This window comes from Actinobaculum sp. 313, assembly GCF_003073475.1.
Taxonomy (GTDB): domain Bacteria; phylum Actinomycetota; class Actinomycetes; order Actinomycetales; family Actinomycetaceae; genus Asp313.
In genome coordinates this window covers 2675058-2693792 of sequence record NZ_CP029033.1, presented here as the reverse complement: position 1 = coordinate 2693792, position 18735 = coordinate 2675058, and the positions used below count along the sequence as shown (strand labels likewise).

Sequence of the window (18735 nt, the reverse complement as noted above, 5' to 3'; positions counted from 1 at the left end):
CTGATCCTGGAAGTCGCAGCGACGGCGCGGGCCTGGTCGATTATGGAAGTGCGACCGGTGACCAGAGCCTGGTCGATCCTGGAAGTGCGCGTGGTGATGGTACCGCAGACAACTGACGGGCCCAGGTACGCGGTCTGTTCCTTCGGAGGAACGATCGCCATGACCGGCGATGACGGTGTAGCGCCGGCGCTCGACGGCGACGATCTGGTCGCCGCTGTTCCGGCGCTGGCCGACATTGGTCGGATGGAGTGCCGCGCGGTGGCGAACGTGGGTTCGCCCTCGGTCTCCTTCGACATGCTGCTGGAGGGCCTTGCTTGGGCGCACCGCATGGTCGACGACGGCGCCGCCGGGGTTATCGTCACCCACGGCACCGACACGATGGAGGAAAGCGCCTATCTGCTCGACCTTCTCTGGGATCGTCCGGAGCCCTTGGTGGTGACAGGCGCTATGCGTTCGCCGGAGGAGCCGGGAGCGGACGGCCCTGCCAACCTGCTCGATGCCGCCATTGTGGCGGCGTCTTGGCAGGCGTGCGGGGCAGGGGTCCTCGTCGTGATGAACGGTGAGGTCCACCGGGCGGTGACCGTGACGAAGACGCATTCCTTCGCCATGGATGCTTTTGCAAGTCCGTGGATGGGGGCACTTGGACGCGTGGTGGAAGGGGCATTCGAACCCGTCACTCGGCCGGATGGGCCGTGCCCGGCGGCGCTGCCGATTCCGGAACGCGTCGTCAACGTGCCGATTGTCTACCCCGGAATGGGGTGCGATGGGACGGTGCTGCGTGCCTTGCTGGCCACGGAGGATTGCCCGGGATTGTCATTGCGGGCATGGGGGCCGGGCATGTGCCCGAGTCCTATCTTGATGCGGTAGACGAAGCCGTAAGCCGCGGCATCCCACTGGTGATGACCACGCGCACGTGCGGAGGCCGCACCGGGCGTACAACTTACGCCTATCCGGGTGCGGAAATCGATCTGGAGCGCAGAGGCGTGATCTTCGCCGGCATGCTCCAACCACTAAAAGCTCGGATTCTGCTGGGCGTTCTGCTGGGGCTGGGCGAATCCGGGCAGACCATCGCCGAACAGTTCGAGAGGAGAGGTTATTTGCTGTAATGCCGCCGGGCGGCCCCACATCTTGGGTGGATGTCGGCACCCAGGCCGACATTGGCACTCGGGTGGAAGTCGGCATCCGGGCCGGGTATCGCTCGCATAAGGGTGGGTCAACGCCCGCTGAGGGTCAATGCTCGCGGTCACCGCCCGCGTGAGGGTCAACGCCTTCACAGGGGCGGATGCCGACGCAAAGGTCGGATGGCCCTCACCCGGACCGCCGTGGGCGCCATCGGGGTCAATCCGGACGTTCGGGGAGGCGCGGCAATATCCCGGGCAGGTGCGGAAACCCGGGCGGTTCCGGGAAACCGGCCAGGTGCGGAGATAAGTGCCCCGAGTGGGCCCGGCCACACACGAGGTGCTGCAGAGCGGGGCACGGGTCGTATGCCTGGCCACGCATGCGGCCGGTGCCTGACCACATATGAGCCCGGTGTCTGACAACGCATGCGGCCGTCCGAAAGAAATGCCACCAGTCCCTCCCATCGGAAGGACCTCAACAACGATGTTAGGAGAACAATTATGAGAGCCGAAAGCGTCAGCTATGACGAACTACGAGCCGGTGATAAAGACGGGCGACTATTTAACGAGGACCTCGCCCCGGCTCTTCCTGATGACCGAAAATGGTCCAGCTATTCACTGTTTTCACTGTGGATGAATGATGCACATAATGCCTCGAATTACACCTTTGCGGCAGCGCTATTCATCGGCACGGGAACGCTTATGGGTATGACACCTCTGGCGATAGTGATCGGGGTGCTTATCGCGACATTCATCATCTTCGTCGCATGTTGCGTATCCGGAATCATGGGCTATGAGACGGGCGCCCCCTATCCAGTGGTATCGCGTGTAACGTGGGGAATCTGGGGAGCCAACTTCCCGGCAATGGTACGCGGTATCGTCGCTATCGCCTGGTATGGGATTCAGACCTACCTGGCGTCTATATCACTCGAACTATTGATGATGCGAGTTTTCCCCTCCATGTTGGGGTGGAATGCGAGCTTCCTTGGCTTGCGTGCATCGGGCTGGCTGGCATTCCTTATCTTGTCAGCTGTTCAGTTGGTCATCGTGTGGCGTGGCATGGAGGCGGTGCGGCACTTCCAGGGGGCCGCAGGTCCGATTATCTGGGTGATTATGATCGGCCTTGGTGTGTGGATGCTGTACCAGGCCGACTGGAACTTCAGCTGGACCACGAATGCCGACGGCGTATCTCCCGCTCTCGGCCAGCAGACGTACCAGATTTTCGTGACGGTGGGTCTGACGATCGGCACCCTTGCGACTCTTATGCTCAACTTCGCGGACTTCGCAAGATATGCGCCGACGAAGCGCTCCGTCGTCGTCGGCAATGTTCTTGGCCTGCCATTGAACTGGACGGCTTTTGCGCTGACGGCAGTTCTCTGTTCCGCAACTGCCATCCAGGTGTACGGGGAAGCATTCGAGGATCCGGGTGATTTGCTGGCCCATATTGACAATGACTTCATGTTCTATGTGGTCTCCTTGGCCTTTATCGTGGCGACGATCGGTGTGAATATCGTGGCGAATTTCGTCTCCGCCGCATTCGACCTCTCGAACCTGAATCCGAAGCGCATCTCCTTCCGTATTGGAGGAATTGCTGCGGTAGTACTCTCGATCATTGTCACGCCGTGGAACCTGTACGGAAGTCCGACTGCTATCACCTATTTCCTCGGGTCTTTAGGCGCGCTGCTCGGCCCGTTCTTCGGAATTTTGGTGCTCGACTATTACTACTACAAGCGCTCGCGGGTGGATCTGCGCGACCTGTATTCGCCTGACAAGAGTGGCAAATACTACTACCAGCACGGTTTGAATATGAATGCGGTGTGGGCGTTCATTCCCTCCGCTGTCGTGGCACTATGCATCGCATTACTGCCGGTGCATTTCTGCCAGGTGTTGGCACCGTTCTCCTGGTTCATCGCCGCGCCATTGGGGGCTTTGTGCTATTGGGCGATTCATGCTTTGCGGGGACAGAAGGCAGATGCGCCGCTGACTGCCGAGGAGCGAGCGCGCGAGTAGCAAGAACGAGCGCGCGAGTAGCAAGAACGAGCGCGCTAGTAGTAAGAAACGAGCGCGCTAGTAGTAAGAAACGAGCGCGCTAGTAGTAAGAACTGAGCGCGCTAGTAGTAAGAACTGAGCCGCGATGGATTGGCGACGGCGAATGTTCACAGTAAGGCGCAATATACCTGGGCAGCCCGACCTCGGGGCGGCGGGCGGGCCCGCATAGGATCCAGTTCTTGGGATAGGCACGTCCGGCTTTAGGCGGCGCCGGACTGCGAAATGGTCAGTGCTGGATCCACGGGTGTGGCGGTTCTGGGGAGGGCCGCCACACCCCTACTGGGAGGGAGTTGATCGGCAGTGTGGGCAGTGGGGTCGAGGAGCCGACACCATGACCACTGATAACAGGAGCCCATTGGTCGCGTGGGGAGTGGGGTGCGATTTCTGGATTGGAGAGTCCGTCGGCAGTGTGGGCAGTGGGGTGCAATCCTCTCTGCTCCCTTGGCAGGGGAACCCGTCAGCTGCGCGGGGAACTCGTACATCGACCTACACAGACGACGACCTCATGACAGAATCTGTCAGCTACGCGGAGAATGCAGGTACGGTCCACGCTTGATTGCCACTTGTGGGGCAGAATCTGTTACCCGCGCGGCGAACGCGGAGGGCGAATCAGTCGCGGGAGCGACAGCTACGGGAATCTGTTACCGGCGTGGGGAACGCGGAGGCATCTGAGGGTTCACTCAGTGGGTGATTTACCGGGGTGGCGGCCTTGCTGGGGGTGAGGTCTCCCAGCACTACCGATCATCTTGGGAAGCCGATATCCATTAGAAACGAGGTCAGTGTGACTACCCGGTTGGCGCGGACTGAGCTTGAATCTCATATTGTGGGAAGGTCAGGCGGAACACTTGGCGCAGGGTAGTGCTTCGTATGTTCGTCGCATCGCGCTCAGCAGGGCGGCTACTGCTTAACGGTTGAGACTCGAGACAGCGCGGGAGTGTGGCGACTGGCGCCGCGTGTCTGTACCTGTAGTCCGCGTGTGGTTCGGCCTTGCCACGCTCACAAAATCTTGGTTATTGCGCTCGTGGCATCCCAATTGTCTCGCCGGTAGAGCTCCGATTGTCTCGCCGACGACCTCCCGCGGTACATGGAGAAGCGGAATCCCCGTCGGTGAACCTCAACTTGGGGTTGAGCTTTTCTCACGGCGAGCCAGTTTGCAAAAAGTTGACCTTGATTTTGGACTTATCCACGCTTGTGGACAAGTATGGGGACGGAATCGCAAACACTTCACCCCCTTTATTCACAGTTGGGGATAAAAACCTGCAAAAAAGTGGATAAATCGGGGTCTTTACACACAGGTTATCGACAGCTTATCCACCGTGTCACGGCGTGTATTAACAGGGCGAATGTGATCGGCACGATTTCGTGTCGGAGCTTGTCGGTACCCTTGTAGTGTTCCCAGCGGCGATGCCTGAAGCAGGAGGCTGCGTGGCAGATCGGTGGGGCATGGAGGCAACCCTTTGGCAAGGCTATTGGCGATGAGATCAACGGTACATCAGCCGTTGATCTGGCATTGCTTGATAGGTAGAGGCGCGATAGGGAGTTGACGCTTCACGTGGTTGGCGGTCGCTGGCTGGCGAACGCCAGGTACAGGTCATCTCCTGAGCGCGCACTGAACTATCGGCACGGCTCATGAACGGCGGTCGGCTTGGTCGAAGGGTGAAGATCCGGAGTGTCGGTTTAGGAGACGTCGGCACACCGGGTATACAAGGAGGAATGGGCATGACGACGGTGAGTGAGCAGACGCGAGTTGGCTCTTCATTCGAACGGGTTCCACCACGTAACATCGAGGCCGAAATGTCGGTACTCGGCGGCATGATGCTGTCCAAGGACGCCATTGCCGACGTCGTGGAGATCGTGAAATCTACGGATTTTTACCGCCCAGCGCACCAGGCGGTCTTTTCCGTCGTCGTGAAACTCTTCGGCGCCGGTGAGCCGGCGGATGCCGTGACGGTTGGTGCGGAACTGCAACGCACGGGCGATCTTGAGCGTGTGGGCGGTTTGCCCTACCTTCACACGCTGGTGGCGTCCGTACCCACGGCCGCTAACGCCGCGTACTACGCCCAGATCGTCCGCGAGCAAGCCCAGTTGCGTTCACTGGTGGAAGCCGGTACCCGCATCGTCCAACTCGGTTACACCACCGACGGCGCCGATGTCAAAGGCCTGATTGACATGGCCCAGGCCGAAGTTTATTCCATCACCGAGGATCGTGCCACCAACGAGTACATGACGCTGGAGGAAATCGTTCCCGGCCTGTACGACGAGCTGGAGAGCAATGAGAACCGCGATGGAGGCCTGCAGGGCATTCCCACCGGATTCGTGGAATTGGACAACAAGCTCAACGGCTTGCGTGGCGGGCAGATGATCATCGTTGCCGCCCGTCCGGGTGCGGGTAAATCAACGCTCGCCATGGACATTTGCCGTAGCGCGGCCATTGCCAATGGTCTTCCCACGGTGTACTTCTCGCTGGAAATGAACCGTAATGAACTGTCGATGCGTGTGCTGGCGGCTGAGGCAAAGGTGTTCCTTGACCGCATGATTAAAGGCGAGATGACTCCGGAGGACTGGCAGTCGGTGGCACGCACGCTCGACCGTATCTCGCAAAAGCCATTGATCGTGGACGATTCACCTAATCTGACGCTTACGGAGATCCGGGCCAAGTGTCGGCGTATGAAGCAGCAGCATGACATCCAGCTGATTGTTATCGACTACCTGCAGCTCCTCAGTTCAGGCGCGCGGGCGGTGGAATCGCGGCAGCAGGAAGTCTCGGAGTTTTCGCGCTCTATCAAGTTGTTGGCAAAGGAACTGGATGTGCCGATTATTGCGGTCGCCCAGCTCAACCGAGACTCGGAGAAACGTAACGATAAGCGTCCGCAAGTGGCTGATTTGCGTGAGTCTGGCTCTCTGGAGCAAGACGCCGACGTCGTACTGCTCATCCACCGGGAGGATATGTACGACCGAGACTCGGCGAAGGCCGGCATGGCCGAGATCATTATCGGCAAGCAGCGCTCCGGACCGACGGGAACGCTTGAGTTGGCCTTCCAGGGCCATTACGCGCGATTCGCCGAGCTGGCGCAGTAGAAGCGCGTTTTCGCATGCGCGGTTATACCGTGGCGCGGTGCGGAAGGTAGTTGGTTAGGCTGCGGCGGCCAGATCTGCTTTAGTCGCAGATGCGTCGGACCGAAAGGTACCCGATGAGCGTCTGAACGGTGTCAGTCTGGATTGATTCATTTCGAGCAGTGGCGGAATTATGCGGACTAGCGCACCTGCCTGGGCTGCACCGTTCTTGTTTGGATGCTAATGGAACATAGCGGATGTAAGTGGCTGCTCGGTGCGGGTATGCGGCTCGGATCCGGACTGGCAGTTCGGTTGGGTTTGTCTTGAAGGTGACCCGTCCCCGTTGCTATTGCGCGTTGTGTGGCACAACACGTGCCTGCCTCATGCCCCTGGACCCGTCCCCGTTGCTATTGCGCGTTGTGTGGCACAACACGTGCCTGCCTCATGCCCCTGGACCCGTCCCCGTTGCTATTGCGCGTTGTCCTGGTCTCGATGCTAGTGGAGATTCTGATCGCTTGTGAAGAGCACGAGCGCTCGCATCGGCGCCCGTCGGGGTGATCGATCACGATATGCTCCTTTACGCTTTGGTACGTGAAATCGAATGCGGCGCGTACTTCTTTGGGTTGGCGGCTGTGCGCCGCAGTAGTCGCCTCGCGACATCGCCATAGAGCAGTTCCCAGGATAATGACAGCCAGACCGATCATCACTGGCTGCGGGAGGTGATTCGCGAGAAATCCGAGCAGCTGCTCTGTATTCACGGTGATGTTCATTTCAACTCTCTCGGTGTCATGCAGCCGATGGGTGCCATATGACCCATCGGTGCTGGGTGGCCGCGTATTCAACTCGGCGGGAGGGTAACGCCCTCTTGAATGGAGTAGTGTGCGGGGCCGTCGATAACGCCGGACTCGCAGCGATTGGCGGCAAACAGACAAGTCACTTCTGAAACAGACAAGTCACTTCCGCGGTCTGGTATGGGAGCGCCGCGTTTTTCTGGGGTTGTTCGGATCGGGGCACCTCTGCGGCCGGAGATAGGGTGTTTGAGTCGGTCAACTCAACGTGCCTGGTGCCTCCGGGGCGTGGCATGAGTGGAGGCTGTCCAAATCCCGTCCAAACGGAGGTAAAGTGGAATTGCTCCATTTAAGGAATGGCGGAATCATGCGGATTTGAGGCGATGGCTGTTTGGCGAGCTCATCGTTTGGACGGGATTTTGACACTGTCCCCTCGAATCCCTACCGTCAGGGCCCCGCACGATGGGCAAACAGCAGAAAAGGCGTGGGGTGTTGGCTCGCGTGCTGCACTAATACGACGAAGGTCGGACCGGCCGCTCAGTGTGCGACAACCGCGAACGCGGGGGAGGAGCAACTGCCAATCGGGCGGGCCACTCAGCTGGCGCAACTCGGCGCGGGTGCGTGGTCGTGTGGTTTGCGGAGGCGGAACTAGAAAATGCGCCTGGGAGTGGGGGATATCTGCTGTGCGTTGGACGACGCAAAGACATATCCCAAGCGGTCGCGGCCGGAGATGAGGGTGTCAATGCCGGTGAACTCACCATGCCTGGTGCCTCCTGCTCACTCAGTATGAGACAAGATGCTAGTTCGCACGGCGCGCCAATGCCAGCCAATTGCCTGCCGCACCACGGCGCCTACCCTTTTTGTTCTCGCAGCAAGAGTGTGCCGGGAAGCGCCGCCGCAATCTGCGCCTCTAACGCGGCGAAGTACTCATTCTGCGCGTCAAGTGCTTCAATCCAGCGCCGTTGGCAGGCGCCGGTGGCGCATGCGTATTCGCGTTCTCGCGCTAGACGCTGCCGGTAACCGGCAATGAAACTGAGCTGCTCATTGAGTTCCATTCCGAGAAAGTCCACGTATTGCAGAGTGTCATAAACACGGTAGGCGCCAAAGCGGTCAACGTTATCGCAGTCGCCGACCGAGCGGGCAAGTACGCTCGGCTCCTCAGAGTAGTCAATGGCGCCGGTGTAATCGGGGGACTGCGGTGGGTAGTTCCATCGCCCGTCCGTGTGCATGGCAATCCCCTGACATATCTCGTCAATAAGAGCGGGGTGCGCCCCCTGCTCTGCAAGGAAACGCCGGGCTAATTTTGCGCCAGCGCGACCATGGTCGACATGCCAGGCGGGATCGAATTTGCCGACATCATGCAGAACACATGCCAGTTCTAAGGCATCTGCATCCATGCCCGCTTCTTCCGCAACGGCTCGCCCGATTGCTGCGACCCGCAGACAGTGCTGGAAGCGATAGCGCTGCTGAGCAGCGGCGACGTCGCGCGTGCTCAGGTGCTCGTGTACGAATCGGACGGCCGCAGCGAAATAGGGTGATGTCATCGGGGTTCCTTCCCAGAATGCGAGTGGCGATATAGCGACTGATACGAAACAGAGGTGTGCGCGGGCCGCCCTAGTCGTACATTGATCCACCCGCTGAGCCGGGTGACTAGATGAGCTGCGGGTAGCTTCGCCGCCGCAATGAAGGCCCACGACCCCGCTTCCCAGAAAAGGGCGTGTGGAACCCTGCCCGGGGAAACATGTGCTCCGCGCATGACCGGCCGAAAACCGGCGCGCCGAGCCAGGAACTGAGCCCGTGCCACATGCGGCCACGAGGTGACAATAACGGCCGGCAACTTCCGCTGAGCAGTGAATCCGACAGGAGGGGCAGTTGCGAGCGAAGGGCTGACACCTCTGCCCGCAGAACCGGGATCTACAGGCCGGTCGCCGCCGGAGCCAGTGGGTCGCGTACCGCCGGAGCCAGTGGGTCGCGTACCGCCGGAGCCAGTGGGTCGCGCACCGCCGGAGCCAGTGGGTCGCGCACCGCCGGAGCCAGTGGGTCGCGTACCGACCTGGCTCACCGACTCAGCACTCACCGAGCCCGTCGGCCATGTACCGTCCGAGGCTGAGGGTTTAGCACCGACGAGGCCCACAGGCTCAGTACCGCCGGACTTCGTCGGTCGCGTGGCACTCTGCCTTCTAGGCGGGGCGCTTACCGCAGTCGTGCCCGCATGATGAGCCCGGTCGTCATGATCGGCCATATGCATGCCGGAGGTGACGTCGAGGAGAATACGCTGCGCATTCATCAGGTTCTCCTCGGTGGAATGCGAGGCATCTTCTACAAGCAACAGATCCTCCGGAATGCCGCGATCAGCGAGCCAACGCGCCATCACAACCGATTCCGGCTCGAGTTCGTCCTGTCCTTGCCCGCCACAGCACAGAACATAGGCGGTGATTCCGGCGTTGCGTGCCCTTTCGAACTCGACCAGCGCGGTTTCTAATCGGAAGCGCAGCGTCCGCGTGGGGTCATGACCGATCGTACGGCACCCGAGTACGACAATGACGGGCACGGCGGCGCGATTGCCGTCCTGCCCGTCACATGCCACTATCCTGCCTGTCATCGCGATCAGTCGCGCGGCGTATACGCACCTTGCCAGACGGTGTCGAATGGTGTGTTGGCGCTTACGCGCGCTTCGATGCCAGCGGTCACCATGTTCTTTGCCGTCTGTACGGCAGCGTGGATGTCCTGGCCCTTTGCCAGCTCCGCGGTGATCGCGGCGGCAAGGGTGCAACCGGCACCGGAGACCCGCTCCTGCCCGATCTTCGGCACCTTGAAGGGGGTAATCTCTTCGCCGTCCCACAGAACGTCCACGGCATCCGGACCGGGGAAGTCGATTCCGCCCTTGACGACGACGTAGCGCGGCCCCTGGTCGGAGATACGCTTTGCCGCCTCACCAAGATCTTCGACCGTGGCCAGCTCTTCCATGCCTGACAAGGTCAGTGCTTCGAAGTGATTCGGCGTGGCGACGGTGGCCAACGGCAAGATCTTGGCGCGCAGCGCCATATCCGTATCGAGCGCGGCTCCCGGTTCTTGGCCCTTGCAGATGAGGACGGGATCCACCACGATATTTCGCCACTGCTGTGACGCAAGGCCTTCCGCTACGGAGTCGATGGTGTCCGGATGTCCGAGCATGCCGATCTTGACCGTGTCGACGGCCTGCGCAGCGAGAGTGGCCTCGATCTGGTCGCGGATTACCTGCGGATCAACCGGAACGAAGCGATGAGCCCAGTCATGTGCGGGGTCGAAGGAGACGATACAGGTCAATGTGCCCATTCCGTAAACGCCGAGTTGTTGGAACGTTTTCAGATCGACTTGGAAACCGGCTCCGCCGGTTGCTTCCGACCCTGCAATTGTGTACGCAAAGTCAACCATGATTCTCCTCTTTCTGTTTTCGGGATCGCGTATGGTCCAACCGAATGCTGGCACCGAAGGTGCTGGCGCCGAGCTGGCAACCAGCTCATACCGGTTCATACGGTACCGCTCGCGGCAACATGTGGCACCGGACGGGTGCGTCATGCGTGGCGATCCTGACTGGGATTCTAGTTAATACTTGTGCCCGGAGTCTCCTCCGGGCACAAGTTGGACAAGATAAGCGAATCTGTGCCTACTTGTCGCCAATGGAGCCCTTGACGCGCTCCATGGTGTCTGGATGCATTCCCGTGCGGCCCAATTCGCCGCGATCCAGGCTACTGATCTGTTCGACTTCATCCACGGTCAGTTCGATCATCGCCGCGGCAAGGTTCTCTTCGAGCCGCTCGCGATGTACAGACTTCGGGAAGATGATATGCCCTTTGGCAAGATGCCACGCCAGTACGGCTTGTGCGGCCGTACAGTTGTGGTTCTTCGCAACACTTGCCACGCCGGGCTCGTCGGCCACCATTCCGCGTACAAGCGGTGCCCAGGCCTCGACCGCGATTCTGTTTTCGCGGCAGAACTCGGCAATCACCTGGTTCTGGAAATACGGGTGCAGTTCGATTTGATCGACGGCGGGAACCGTCTCCGAGCCTTCGACAATCGTCTCAAGGTGATGGCGTTGAAAGTTGGAAACGCCGATTGACCGCGCACGCCCGTCGGCCGCAAACTCCTCCAAGGTCTTCCAAGTGGAAAGATAATCGCCGTCGTACTGATTTGGCAGTGGCCAGTGGATGAGGAAGAGATCCACGTAGTCGGTTCCCAGCTTCTCCAGTGATTCCGCAAAGGACCGCCGCGCGTCTGCCGACTCGTGGTTCGGGTTATCCAGCTTCGTCGTGATGAAGATTTCTTCTCGCGGCACGCCTGATTTTGCGATCCCGCGGCCGACGGCGGCTTCATTTCCGTACATTTGGGCGGTATCAATGTGCCGGTAGCCGAGTTCTAAGGCGGTGGCGACGGCGTGTTCGGCGTCGTCGCCAAGCATCTTGTACGTTCCGAGGCCCAGCTGGGGTATGCGCTGGCCGGTGTTGAGTGGAATGGTTGGAACGGTCATAACGCTGTCCTCTTTTCTGCTTGGAACCGGCTCTTGCAGGGTGCGAGAACCGGGTGTTGCTGAAAGTTCAGAAGCGAGTCTTGTGCAGGTTCAGAACTGGCTGTAGTCGAAGGTTGCCGGATCGCCGGTCTGGCGAAGACCGGCCTCCAAGCTGTCGATCACGGCGATGTTCTCCTGCGTCAGTGTCACGTTGGCGGATTCCAGATTCTCCGCCATGCGCTCGCGGTGCACGGACTTCGGGATAATGATCCGGCCCTTGGCCAGGTGCCATGCCAAAATTGCCTGTGCCGGGGTGCAACCACGCTCGGCGGCCACTTGTTCAACCACGGGATTGCTCAGGTCAACGCCGCGGCCGATCGGGGAGTACGCCTCGATGGCCATTCCCGCAGCCTTGGATGCCTCCTCAATCTCCCGTTGTTGCAGCGAGGGGTGGCATTCGAACTGGTTGATCATCGGACGCACCTCGCAATGCGCGAGGAGGTCTTCAATATGCTCCGGCAGGAAGTTGGCGACGCCGATCGCCTTGGCACGTCCGGAGGCGTAGATTTCCTCCAGCGCCTTCCACGTCTCGTTGTACAGGCCCCATTTCGCCACTGGCCAGTGAATAAGGTATAGGTCCACGTAGTCCAGGCCGAGCCGTTCCAGAGAGGCATCGAAGGCAGTGAGAGCCTTATCATGGCCTTGATTGCCGTTTTGCAGTTTGGTTGTTACGAAGAGTTCTTCGCGTGGCACGCCGCAGGACCGAATGCCCGCGCCCATCTCCACCTCGTTCTGATAGGCGGCGGCGCCGTCTAGGTGCCGGTAGCCGAGTTCGACGGCCTCTTCAACGGTTCGTTGTGCTTGGTCTGCCGGAACTTCCCAGAATCCGACGCCGATTGTAGGAATTGAAACACCATTGCTGAAAGTCACGTGAGTACTCATAGCTACATTCTGCCTTCTTCTGAACTACTATGCGACTACTATCCGATCACTGATAGAGCAAATGGGGTGTGCGCGAGTGGCGTACCGCACGGTACTAGGACTTAAAGTACAGGTTACCTGCGCGTAAGCATGCCAAAGCCGCATGGGCGCAGTTGGCGCCGAGTAGACTGGAATAGACCTCAGACAGTGCTGTCGGGGCTGTTCGCGAGAGGACGCGGGGCATGGTGACGGTTCGTCAGCCTGCAGTGGCGGGCTTGTTTTATCCGCATGACGCACAAGAGTGCCGTGCGAGTGTAAGAGAATGCCTGGATTTCGCGCGCCAGAACTCGTGCTTGTTGGCGGCGCCCCCGCATGCGATTATTGCCCCGCATGCGGGTTACGTCTATTCAGGCCTGGTGGCAGGCTTGGCATACCGTCAGTTGGAACCATTGCGTGGTCAGGTGACCCGCGCGGTGGTGATGGGCCCGGCTCATCGTGTGCCAGTGCGGGGCATTGCCTGCAGCGAGGCTGACGCGATGGCGACGCCGCTGGGAGTGATGCCGGTTGCCCGCGAGGCGGAGCAGGAAGTTGCGCGGTGTCTGCCGCAGCTCGTTCCCGATTCGCTCGTACATGCGCAGGAGCATTCGGTAGAGGTTCATCTACCGTTTTTGCAGGAAGTTCTGGGCGATATCGAGGTTATTCCGCTTGTAGCCGGCGATGTCAGTATTGATGATGTCGCAGCGGTGTGGGACGCGTTCTGGGGTGACGACGAGACGGTTGTAGTGGCCAGCTCCGACCTGTCCCATTACCACTCTTACGCGCAGGCGCAGCGGATTGACCGAGGCACCATCGGGCAGATCCTTGACGGCGACTGCGCTATCAATCATTTCCAGGCATGCGGTGCCACGCCGATGAACGGTTTGCTGCTGGCGGCGCAACGCCGGGGTCTAATGCCCCGCTTGCTCGGCATGTGCAATTCCGGAGACGTCGCACCGGACCGCTCGCGAGTGGTTGGCTACGCGGCTCTTGCACTAGTTGGCGACGCGTACGACGACGTCGTACTGGACGCTGAAGCGCAGGTGCCGGAGGTGAAGGTGCAGTCGTCGAACTCAGGTACGCCTGTGCCTGGGGTGGATGCGCGGGCGCTGGACGCGGATACACCAGTGCAGGAGAGGAACCCACCTGCGCGCAAGTCCAACATGCAGGTCGTAGACGCGAACGCTCCGGCACCGGGTACGGAAGGCGACGCGTCTTTCCAGAGGAACACGGAAGGTGAGAATAATGACTGACACAATTGCCACCGGTTTCGATGGTGCTGTTCTTGTTCGTTTGGCGCGGGAAGAGATCGAGAGCTGGCTGAGTCTGGACGAGTCGGCCGTCGCTCGCGGGAGGGCAGAGAGGGCGTATGGCGGAGTGCCCTCCAGGGCCGTTCACAGGACTACCTCCGCTAGCGACCGGAGCAATGCGGGAAGTGTGAACTCTGTGCGCGATGGTACGCGTTCCGAGCCCGCTTCACGTTCCATCGCCGACAGCGTGGACTCCGTGCGCGATGGTACGCATCGCGGGCAGAACGATCAGGCGGCGGAAACGGCGAAGAATGCACGCGGCGTCGACGTCGAAACAGACGCCGAAACAGGTGACCGGGAGGCGAAGGACGTGGAGCTTATGCGGTTGTACCCCCGGCTGGCCGAGCCGGGTGCGACTTTCGTTTCCTTGCACAAGGGTACGGAGTTGCGCGGGTGTATTGGGTCGCTGGTTGCCCACCAAAGCCTCTTGGGTGATGTGCGACGCAACGCCTTTATGGCGGCCTTCAGCGACCCGCGTTTTCCTCCGCTGCAGCCCGACGAATTGGCCGACCTGCACATTGAAGTCTCGCTACTATCACCCCCGGAACGCATGCTCTTCCTTGACCGGCTCGATCTTGAGGAGCAGTTGCGGCCCGGCGTGGATGGGCTGATCTTGGAGTTTGCGCGCCATCGAGGCACCTTTCTCCCCCAGGTGTGGGATCAGCTGCCATCGCCCCGTGATTTTGTTGATCACCTGCTTGTAAAGGCTGGGCTACCGCCATCGTTTTGGGCGCCGGAGATTGCGGTGTCACGCTACACGGTGACGGCATGGAGTGAGGAGCCGGTAGGAGGGGCCTGATGCACGGCGCGGAGCGACAAGGCGGGGCAGACGACGCCACGATGCCAAGCACGCAGACCGCATCCGCCGGTGTCGTCGCCCGATATGGGCACCAAGTGGGTGATCGGGTTCAGTGCGACCTTTGCCCACGCGAGTGCCGCATTGCAGATGGTCAGCGGGGCTTTTGCTTCGTCCGCATGAACCGAGGCGGCGAACTCATTCTCGACACCTACGGACGTTCGTCGGGATTCTGCCTGGATCCGGTGGAGAAGAAGCCGCTGAACCACTTCCTTCCCGGCACCGCCATCCTCTCCTTCGGAACAGCAGGGTGCAATCTTGGGTGCAAATACTGCCAGAACTGGGATATTTCCAAGTCGCGAGAAGTTGATCGGCTCGTGGACGAGGCGGGGCCGGAGGAGATTGCCGAGGCCGCGCTGGCCTGCGGTGCCCGCGCCGTCGCATTCACGTACAACGATCCGACGATTTTCACCGAATATGCCGTTGACGTGGCGGCGGCCTGCCATGAGCGCGGTATCGCCGCCGTCGCCGTCTCCGCCGGATACATACAAGGTGACGCCCGCCGCGATCTATTCCGCGCAGTGGATGCAGCGAATATCGACCTAAAGTCTTTTTCGGAGGAGTTCTACCGGAGGATCACTGGCGGGCGGCTGGGGACCGTGCTGGAGACTCTGGAGTTCATTGCCCATGAGACGGCTTGTTGGCTGGAAATCACGACCCTGGTGATTCCCGGTTACAACGACGGCGACGCTGAGTTGGAGGCGCTCAGCGGATGGATAGTGGAGCATCTGGGCTCGGATGTTCCGGTGCATTTTTCGGCCTTCCATCCGGACTTTCGTATGCTGGATGTGCCACGCACTCCGCCGGAAACCCTCACCCGGGCGCGCAAGATCGCTCGGGGTGCAGGGTTGCGCTACGTCTATACCGGTAACGTGCATGATCGGGAGGGAGACACGACGCGCTGCCCGGGATGTAACGCCGCACTGATTGAGCGTGATTGGTTCGCTATCGGTAGCTATCGGTTACGTGTTTCGGATCAGCGGCGCGAATCTGGTGCGTTGCGCGGCACGGGAGCGGGAGTGTGCCCGCAGTGCGGCGAGGAGATTCCGGGCGTGTTTGATCCGGCGGGCGCAGGGGAGTTTGGTCCGCGACGCGTGCCGGTGTGGCTTGGTGCGAGGTGAAAGGACGGAATGCGCGTATCCTAGGGCGGCAAGTCGGGCGGATACGCGGCTTGCGGCGCACCGGAACGGAATCCGCGTATGCTAGCGCGGCAACTTCCCCCGACGGCCGGAGTGACTCTTCATCAGGTGAGGGGTGTGCGGATCAGGTAAGGGGTGTGGTCTCGGGTAAGGGGTATCCGTCAGTTCAGAAGGTTGGGGTTGATGTTGAAGCCGTCTTCTGGTTCGAAGCAGAAGACGGCGAATCCGCCCTCGCCATCAGCGCCGGAGGAGCTGTTGGAGGGTGACGTATCGATGAGTGTGAACGTGCCGACGCCGTCGTGGGTGACGGATTGCCCAAGTTGGAGTTCTTCGTGGATGCCGGTCGACCTGTCTCCGCCGAGGATGGAGGCACGCCTGTTGCCATCTTCGGCTGTGACGCCATGTACGGTGTAACTCGGCCCGTCTGCTTCTGCGCTCAGCCGCAGGTTTGTTGTTTCTTGGATGGTGATGATGGTGCCGTTGTCGCAGTTGAGTTTGTCGGCGGGGATGGTGACCGGCGTGGGTGTTGGCGTGGTGGGAGCCGGTGAGGTGGGCGTGGTGGTACGAGTTGGCGTGGTGGGAGCCGGTGAGGTGGGAGCCAGTGAGGTGGGGTGAACCTCGGTCGTCTGCATGCCACAGCCGGACAGTGCAAGGAATAAACAACCAACAACCAAGGCGGCGCGGTGGAATAGGCGAATCATAAATCTCCCTCTAAGTAGTGTTGTGGTGTTCCCCCGAGCCATGTGGGTGACGGCTGCAGATTTGATGCCGGGCAGGTAGTGCCGGAAAGGTGTCAGTTACGCAGTTTCGGATTGACCTGGAAACCAGGTGCGGGCACGAAACTGAAGGTGGCGTAGTTACCCTGTCCGTCTTGCAATGGCAGTTTTGCTACCGGCGTGACATCGATCAAGGTGAAGGTACCGACTCCCGGGTGTGTCACAGACTCTCCCAGCCGGAGTTCTTGGTGGATGCCAGTTGATTTATCGCCGCCAAGCAATGTCGCCTGCATAATGCCGTCCTTGATCCTCACGTGAAGAACGGTGTAACTGGGGCTGTCGCGGCCGACACCGAGCCGAAGATTAGTCGTCTCCTGGATGGTAATGATGATGCCGTCATTGGTAGGCATGGATTCTCCTTCGCCAGTTTGAGAAGAGCTGTATGGTCCGGCCAGATCTCTTAATGGAAAAGAGCGCGTTGACTGAGTTAGGGTATTTCACCGACTGTGACATTACCGTAGTAATAGCTGAAGTCTTCCCACGACATGGTGAAGGTCCCATCAACCTCTGAGCCGTAAGGAGTCCTGTTCATCCCGTGCGGATTGCGGAGGGTAACACCGTTTTCATCCGCATCTACGATGGCGTACGCGTGACTGTGGTAGAGGACGATCTTCTGTCTCGATCCGTTGGGAAGTTCGACTTCCACTTGCTCCTTTCCATTCTCAAAATGCTCGCTGGGTGCTGCTCCTGTGCCCGCCGTTGCAGGATGATCCTGGTCAAGGGCATCGACAATCTCCTCCCTCTCTGATTGGCTGTAGCCATCCTGCCCGTCGATTGTGTGCGCACTTCTATTGGTTACATCTTGCAACGCTTCTTGACGGCTGCCAGAAGTGATACCGCCATCTGATCCATCCAAAGTGCCGCCCGGGTGAAGCTGCCCATAGGCGGACTCAAAGATCGATATGACAGAAGGCGATCCGTCGAGGCCGGTGGCGCCATGTGCGTACACGTCGGTGACAAGAACGGTCTGTTTCGCCTTCTCGTCCGGGTGGAGTGGGTCGTCGTATACCGTAACCAGGTACCCATCCTGCTTGCCGTTCTCGTCGTAATGGGGAGAGATACACGAGCGAAGCCAATCCTGCCCCTCGTCGTACTGCATTACTGCCATTAGGGCGGAGAGGTAGTAGCAGTCGCCGATCGATCCCTGCTGGACGTTGTTGAAGTTGAGATTCTCCAACTCCCTATTGATACGCTCGATGTCCTCCTCGGTCAGTTCTTCGCTCGCGCCAACATTGGTGCCATTGCTGCGGCGGTTCACGGGCTCGAGGTCCAGAGAGTTACGCAATTCTGCCGCACAGACCTCGGCGGCCTCCTTCGCTTGTGAGACGCGGTCCGCGTATTCCTGCGTGATCATCTTGGCGGGGCGGATCAGGGCAGGAAGTACCGCCGCTTTATCGGGTGCGGCGTCATACTGCGAGTCAAGTTTGAGCAGTTCATCGTGTAGTTCCTCGACACGATCTTCGTGGGTTCGCAGTGTCCAGGCGTAGCGGAGGAGCGACTTGCTGCCGTCCTCCGTGCCGTCGGCGAGGACGCAAATATCGTGAATCTGTCCGCGAATCGACTCCTGGTACGCGTCCGCCGATGCTCCGCTCCAACTCGGAGTCATTGAGCGCGAGGATCTAAGACTGGTTTCCGCTTCTGCGGTCCTGCTGGCTGAGTGTTGCACCATATCGGCGTACTCAAAAACGGCCTGGGAGTGACCGGGCATATCACCAATCAAATTGCTGAAGATAGTCATAGTGAGTGGCTCTCGTGTCGGGGATCTATCTGCGAAGCGGGATGGGAGAGTGCCTATTCGTACTTGTCCTGGTGTTTGAACAGCTTATCCCAAGAGAACGTATGCGCTGGGGTGGCGGGGACGTACGCGGGATCAGTAGGCAAGTGCTGGGCATACCAAGCCTGTGCGACATCCTCGTCGGTCTGACCGACGAATTGTGCGGTGAATTGCACTCCATCGGCATTGTTTTGGCACCAGTCTGCGCAATCGGTGCGCCGCGTTTCTTCGTTCGAAGAGAACTCGGCCGCGGTCTCCGCCAGAACCGTAGAGCCAAAGGCGTTTGCCCCAGGGGCGGTGAGAGTGGGTTGTGATTCAAGTGAATCGCCAATTCTAAGAAGGCGTGAATGCAGATTATCCATTTCGGAGGGGTCGAGCCGTATGTCTCCCACGGTGATGTCTCCTACGACTGGTCGTTGGTGAACAGG

At 60.0% G+C, this 18735-nt stretch carries 16 protein-coding genes; 7 read left to right on the top strand and 9 right to left on the bottom strand.

Annotated elements, in window-relative coordinates:
* The first annotated feature begins 159 nt into the window (after nt 1-159).
* The 4 genes from DDD63_RS11615 (at nt 160) to dnaB (ending at nt 6245) form a co-directional block, all read left to right on the top strand.
* Nucleotides 160-867, top strand: a complete 708-nt coding sequence (locus DDD63_RS11615) for an asparaginase (RefSeq protein WP_164505537.1) — start codon at nt 160-162, stop codon at nt 865-867.
* Nucleotides 840-1106, top strand: a complete 267-nt coding sequence (locus DDD63_RS11610) for a hypothetical protein (RefSeq protein ID WP_240611282.1) — start codon at nt 840-842, stop codon at nt 1104-1106. Before DDD63_RS11615 ends, DDD63_RS11610 begins: the two co-directional genes overlap by 28 nt.
* Before the next feature lie 513 nt (nt 1107-1619).
* Complete coding sequence (locus DDD63_RS11605) at nt 1620-3128, top strand: NCS1 family nucleobase:cation symporter-1 (RefSeq protein WP_108716511.1); 1509 nt, start codon at nt 1620-1622, stop codon at nt 3126-3128.
* Nucleotides 3129-4886: 1758 nt separating this feature from the next.
* Nucleotides 4887-6245: a replicative DNA helicase gene (gene dnaB / locus DDD63_RS11600; protein WP_108716756.1), complete on the top strand. Its 1359-nt coding sequence runs from the start codon at nt 4887-4889 to the stop codon at nt 6243-6245.
* 1615 nt (nt 6246-7860) lie between these two features.
* Here dnaB and DDD63_RS11590 read toward each other — a convergent pair.
* The 5 genes from DDD63_RS11590 to DDD63_RS11570 form a co-directional block, all read right to left on the bottom strand.
* Nucleotides 7861-8553, bottom strand: a complete 693-nt coding sequence (locus tag DDD63_RS11590) for an HD domain-containing protein (protein ID WP_108716509.1) — start codon at nt 8551-8553, stop codon at nt 7861-7863.
* On the bottom strand, nt 8550-9611 hold the full coding sequence (locus tag DDD63_RS11585; RefSeq protein ID WP_108716508.1) for a YdcF family protein: 1062 nt from the start codon (nt 9609-9611) through the stop codon (nt 8550-8552). The genes DDD63_RS11590 and DDD63_RS11585 overlap by 4 nt, the downstream gene beginning before the upstream one ends.
* A 5-nt stretch (nt 9612-9616) precedes the next feature.
* Nucleotides 9617-10423, bottom strand: coding sequence for a bifunctional hydroxymethylpyrimidine kinase/phosphomethylpyrimidine kinase (thiD, locus tag DDD63_RS11580; RefSeq protein ID WP_108716507.1), 807 nt, complete (start codon nt 10421-10423; stop codon nt 9617-9619).
* 232 nt (nt 10424-10655) lie between these two features.
* A complete protein-coding gene (locus tag DDD63_RS11575; RefSeq protein WP_108716506.1) occupies nt 10656-11516 on the bottom strand; it encodes an aldo/keto reductase in 861 nt (286 codons plus the stop codon).
* Between the two features lie 90 nt (nt 11517-11606).
* Entirely contained in the window at nt 11607-12437 is an 831-nt protein-coding gene (locus DDD63_RS11570) for an aldo/keto reductase (RefSeq protein WP_108716505.1), read from the bottom strand.
* Between the two features lie 221 nt (nt 12438-12658).
* On the opposite strand from DDD63_RS11570, the gene amrB reads away from it, so the two are divergent.
* From amrB to amrS, 3 genes are read left to right on the top strand one after another with little or no spacing between them, the layout of a single operon-like run.
* Nucleotides 12659-13705 (top strand): AmmeMemoRadiSam system protein B, encoded by a 1047-nt coding sequence (gene amrB, locus DDD63_RS11565; protein ID WP_108716504.1) that lies wholly within the window; start codon nt 12659-12661, stop codon nt 13703-13705.
* Nucleotides 13698-14561 (top strand): AmmeMemoRadiSam system protein A, encoded by an 864-nt coding sequence (gene amrA / locus DDD63_RS12590; RefSeq protein ID WP_205647266.1) that lies wholly within the window; start codon nt 13698-13700, stop codon nt 14559-14561. Before amrB ends, amrA begins: the two co-directional genes overlap by 8 nt.
* Nucleotides 14562-14602: 41 nt before the next feature.
* Nucleotides 14603-15739, top strand: coding sequence for an AmmeMemoRadiSam system radical SAM enzyme (gene amrS / locus DDD63_RS11555; RefSeq protein WP_108716754.1), 1137 nt, complete (start codon nt 14603-14605; stop codon nt 15737-15739).
* Between the two features lie 179 nt (nt 15740-15918).
* On the opposite strand, the gene DDD63_RS12585 is transcribed toward amrS, so the two are convergent.
* The 4 genes from DDD63_RS12585 to DDD63_RS11535 form a co-directional block, all read right to left on the bottom strand.
* Nucleotides 15919-16458: a hypothetical protein gene (locus tag DDD63_RS12585; protein ID WP_205647265.1), complete on the bottom strand. Its 540-nt coding sequence runs from the start codon at nt 16456-16458 to the stop codon at nt 15919-15921.
* 92 nt (nt 16459-16550) lie between these two features.
* Complete coding sequence (locus DDD63_RS11545; protein ID WP_108716503.1) at nt 16551-16883, bottom strand: hypothetical protein; 333 nt, start codon at nt 16881-16883, stop codon at nt 16551-16553.
* 77 nt (nt 16884-16960) lie between these two features.
* Nucleotides 16961-18271, bottom strand: a complete 1311-nt coding sequence (locus DDD63_RS11540; protein WP_108716502.1) for a C2 family cysteine protease — start codon at nt 18269-18271, stop codon at nt 16961-16963.
* Between the two features lie 53 nt (nt 18272-18324).
* Nucleotides 18325-18699, bottom strand: coding sequence for a hypothetical protein (locus tag DDD63_RS11535; protein ID WP_108716501.1), 375 nt, complete (start codon nt 18697-18699; stop codon nt 18325-18327).
* Between the last annotated feature and the right edge of the window lie 36 nt (nt 18700-18735).

Bases quoted from the DNA above. Each gene is read 5' to 3' on its own strand.
- DDD63_RS11570 (WP_108716505.1), bottom strand. From the start codon at position 12,437: ATGAGTACTCACGTGACTTTCAGCAATGGTGTTTCAATTCCTACAATC.
- DDD63_RS12585 (WP_205647265.1), bottom strand. From the start codon at position 16,458: ATGATTCGCCTATTCCACCGCGCCGCCTTGGTTGTTGGTTGTTTATTC.
- amrA (WP_205647266.1), top strand. From the start codon at position 13,698: ATGACTGACACAATTGCCACCGGTTTCGATGGTGCTGTTCTTGTTCGT.
- DDD63_RS11575 (WP_108716506.1), bottom strand. From the start codon at position 11,516: ATGACCGTTCCAACCATTCCACTCAACACCGGCCAGCGCATACCCCAG.
- DDD63_RS11615 (WP_164505537.1), top strand. From the start codon at position 160: ATGACCGGCGATGACGGTGTAGCGCCGGCGCTCGACGGCGACGATCTG.
- DDD63_RS11540 (WP_108716502.1), bottom strand. From the start codon at position 18,271: ATGACTATCTTCAGCAATTTGATTGGTGATATGCCCGGTCACTCCCAG.
- amrB (WP_108716504.1), top strand. From the start codon at position 12,659: ATGGTGACGGTTCGTCAGCCTGCAGTGGCGGGCTTGTTTTATCCGCAT.
- thiD (WP_108716507.1), bottom strand. From the start codon at position 10,423: ATGGTTGACTTTGCGTACACAATTGCAGGGTCGGAAGCAACCGGCGGA.
- DDD63_RS11605 (WP_108716511.1), top strand. From the start codon at position 1,620: ATGAGAGCCGAAAGCGTCAGCTATGACGAACTACGAGCCGGTGATAAA.
- dnaB (WP_108716756.1), top strand. From the start codon at position 4,887: ATGACGACGGTGAGTGAGCAGACGCGAGTTGGCTCTTCATTCGAACGG.
- amrS (WP_108716754.1), top strand. From the start codon at position 14,603: ATGCCAAGCACGCAGACCGCATCCGCCGGTGTCGTCGCCCGATATGGG.
- DDD63_RS11545 (WP_108716503.1), bottom strand. From the start codon at position 16,883: ATGCCTACCAATGACGGCATCATCATTACCATCCAGGAGACGACTAAT.
- DDD63_RS11585 (WP_108716508.1), bottom strand. From the start codon at position 9,611: ATGACAGGCAGGATAGTGGCATGTGACGGGCAGGACGGCAATCGCGCC.
- DDD63_RS11590 (WP_108716509.1), bottom strand. From the start codon at position 8,553: ATGACATCACCCTATTTCGCTGCGGCCGTCCGATTCGTACACGAGCAC.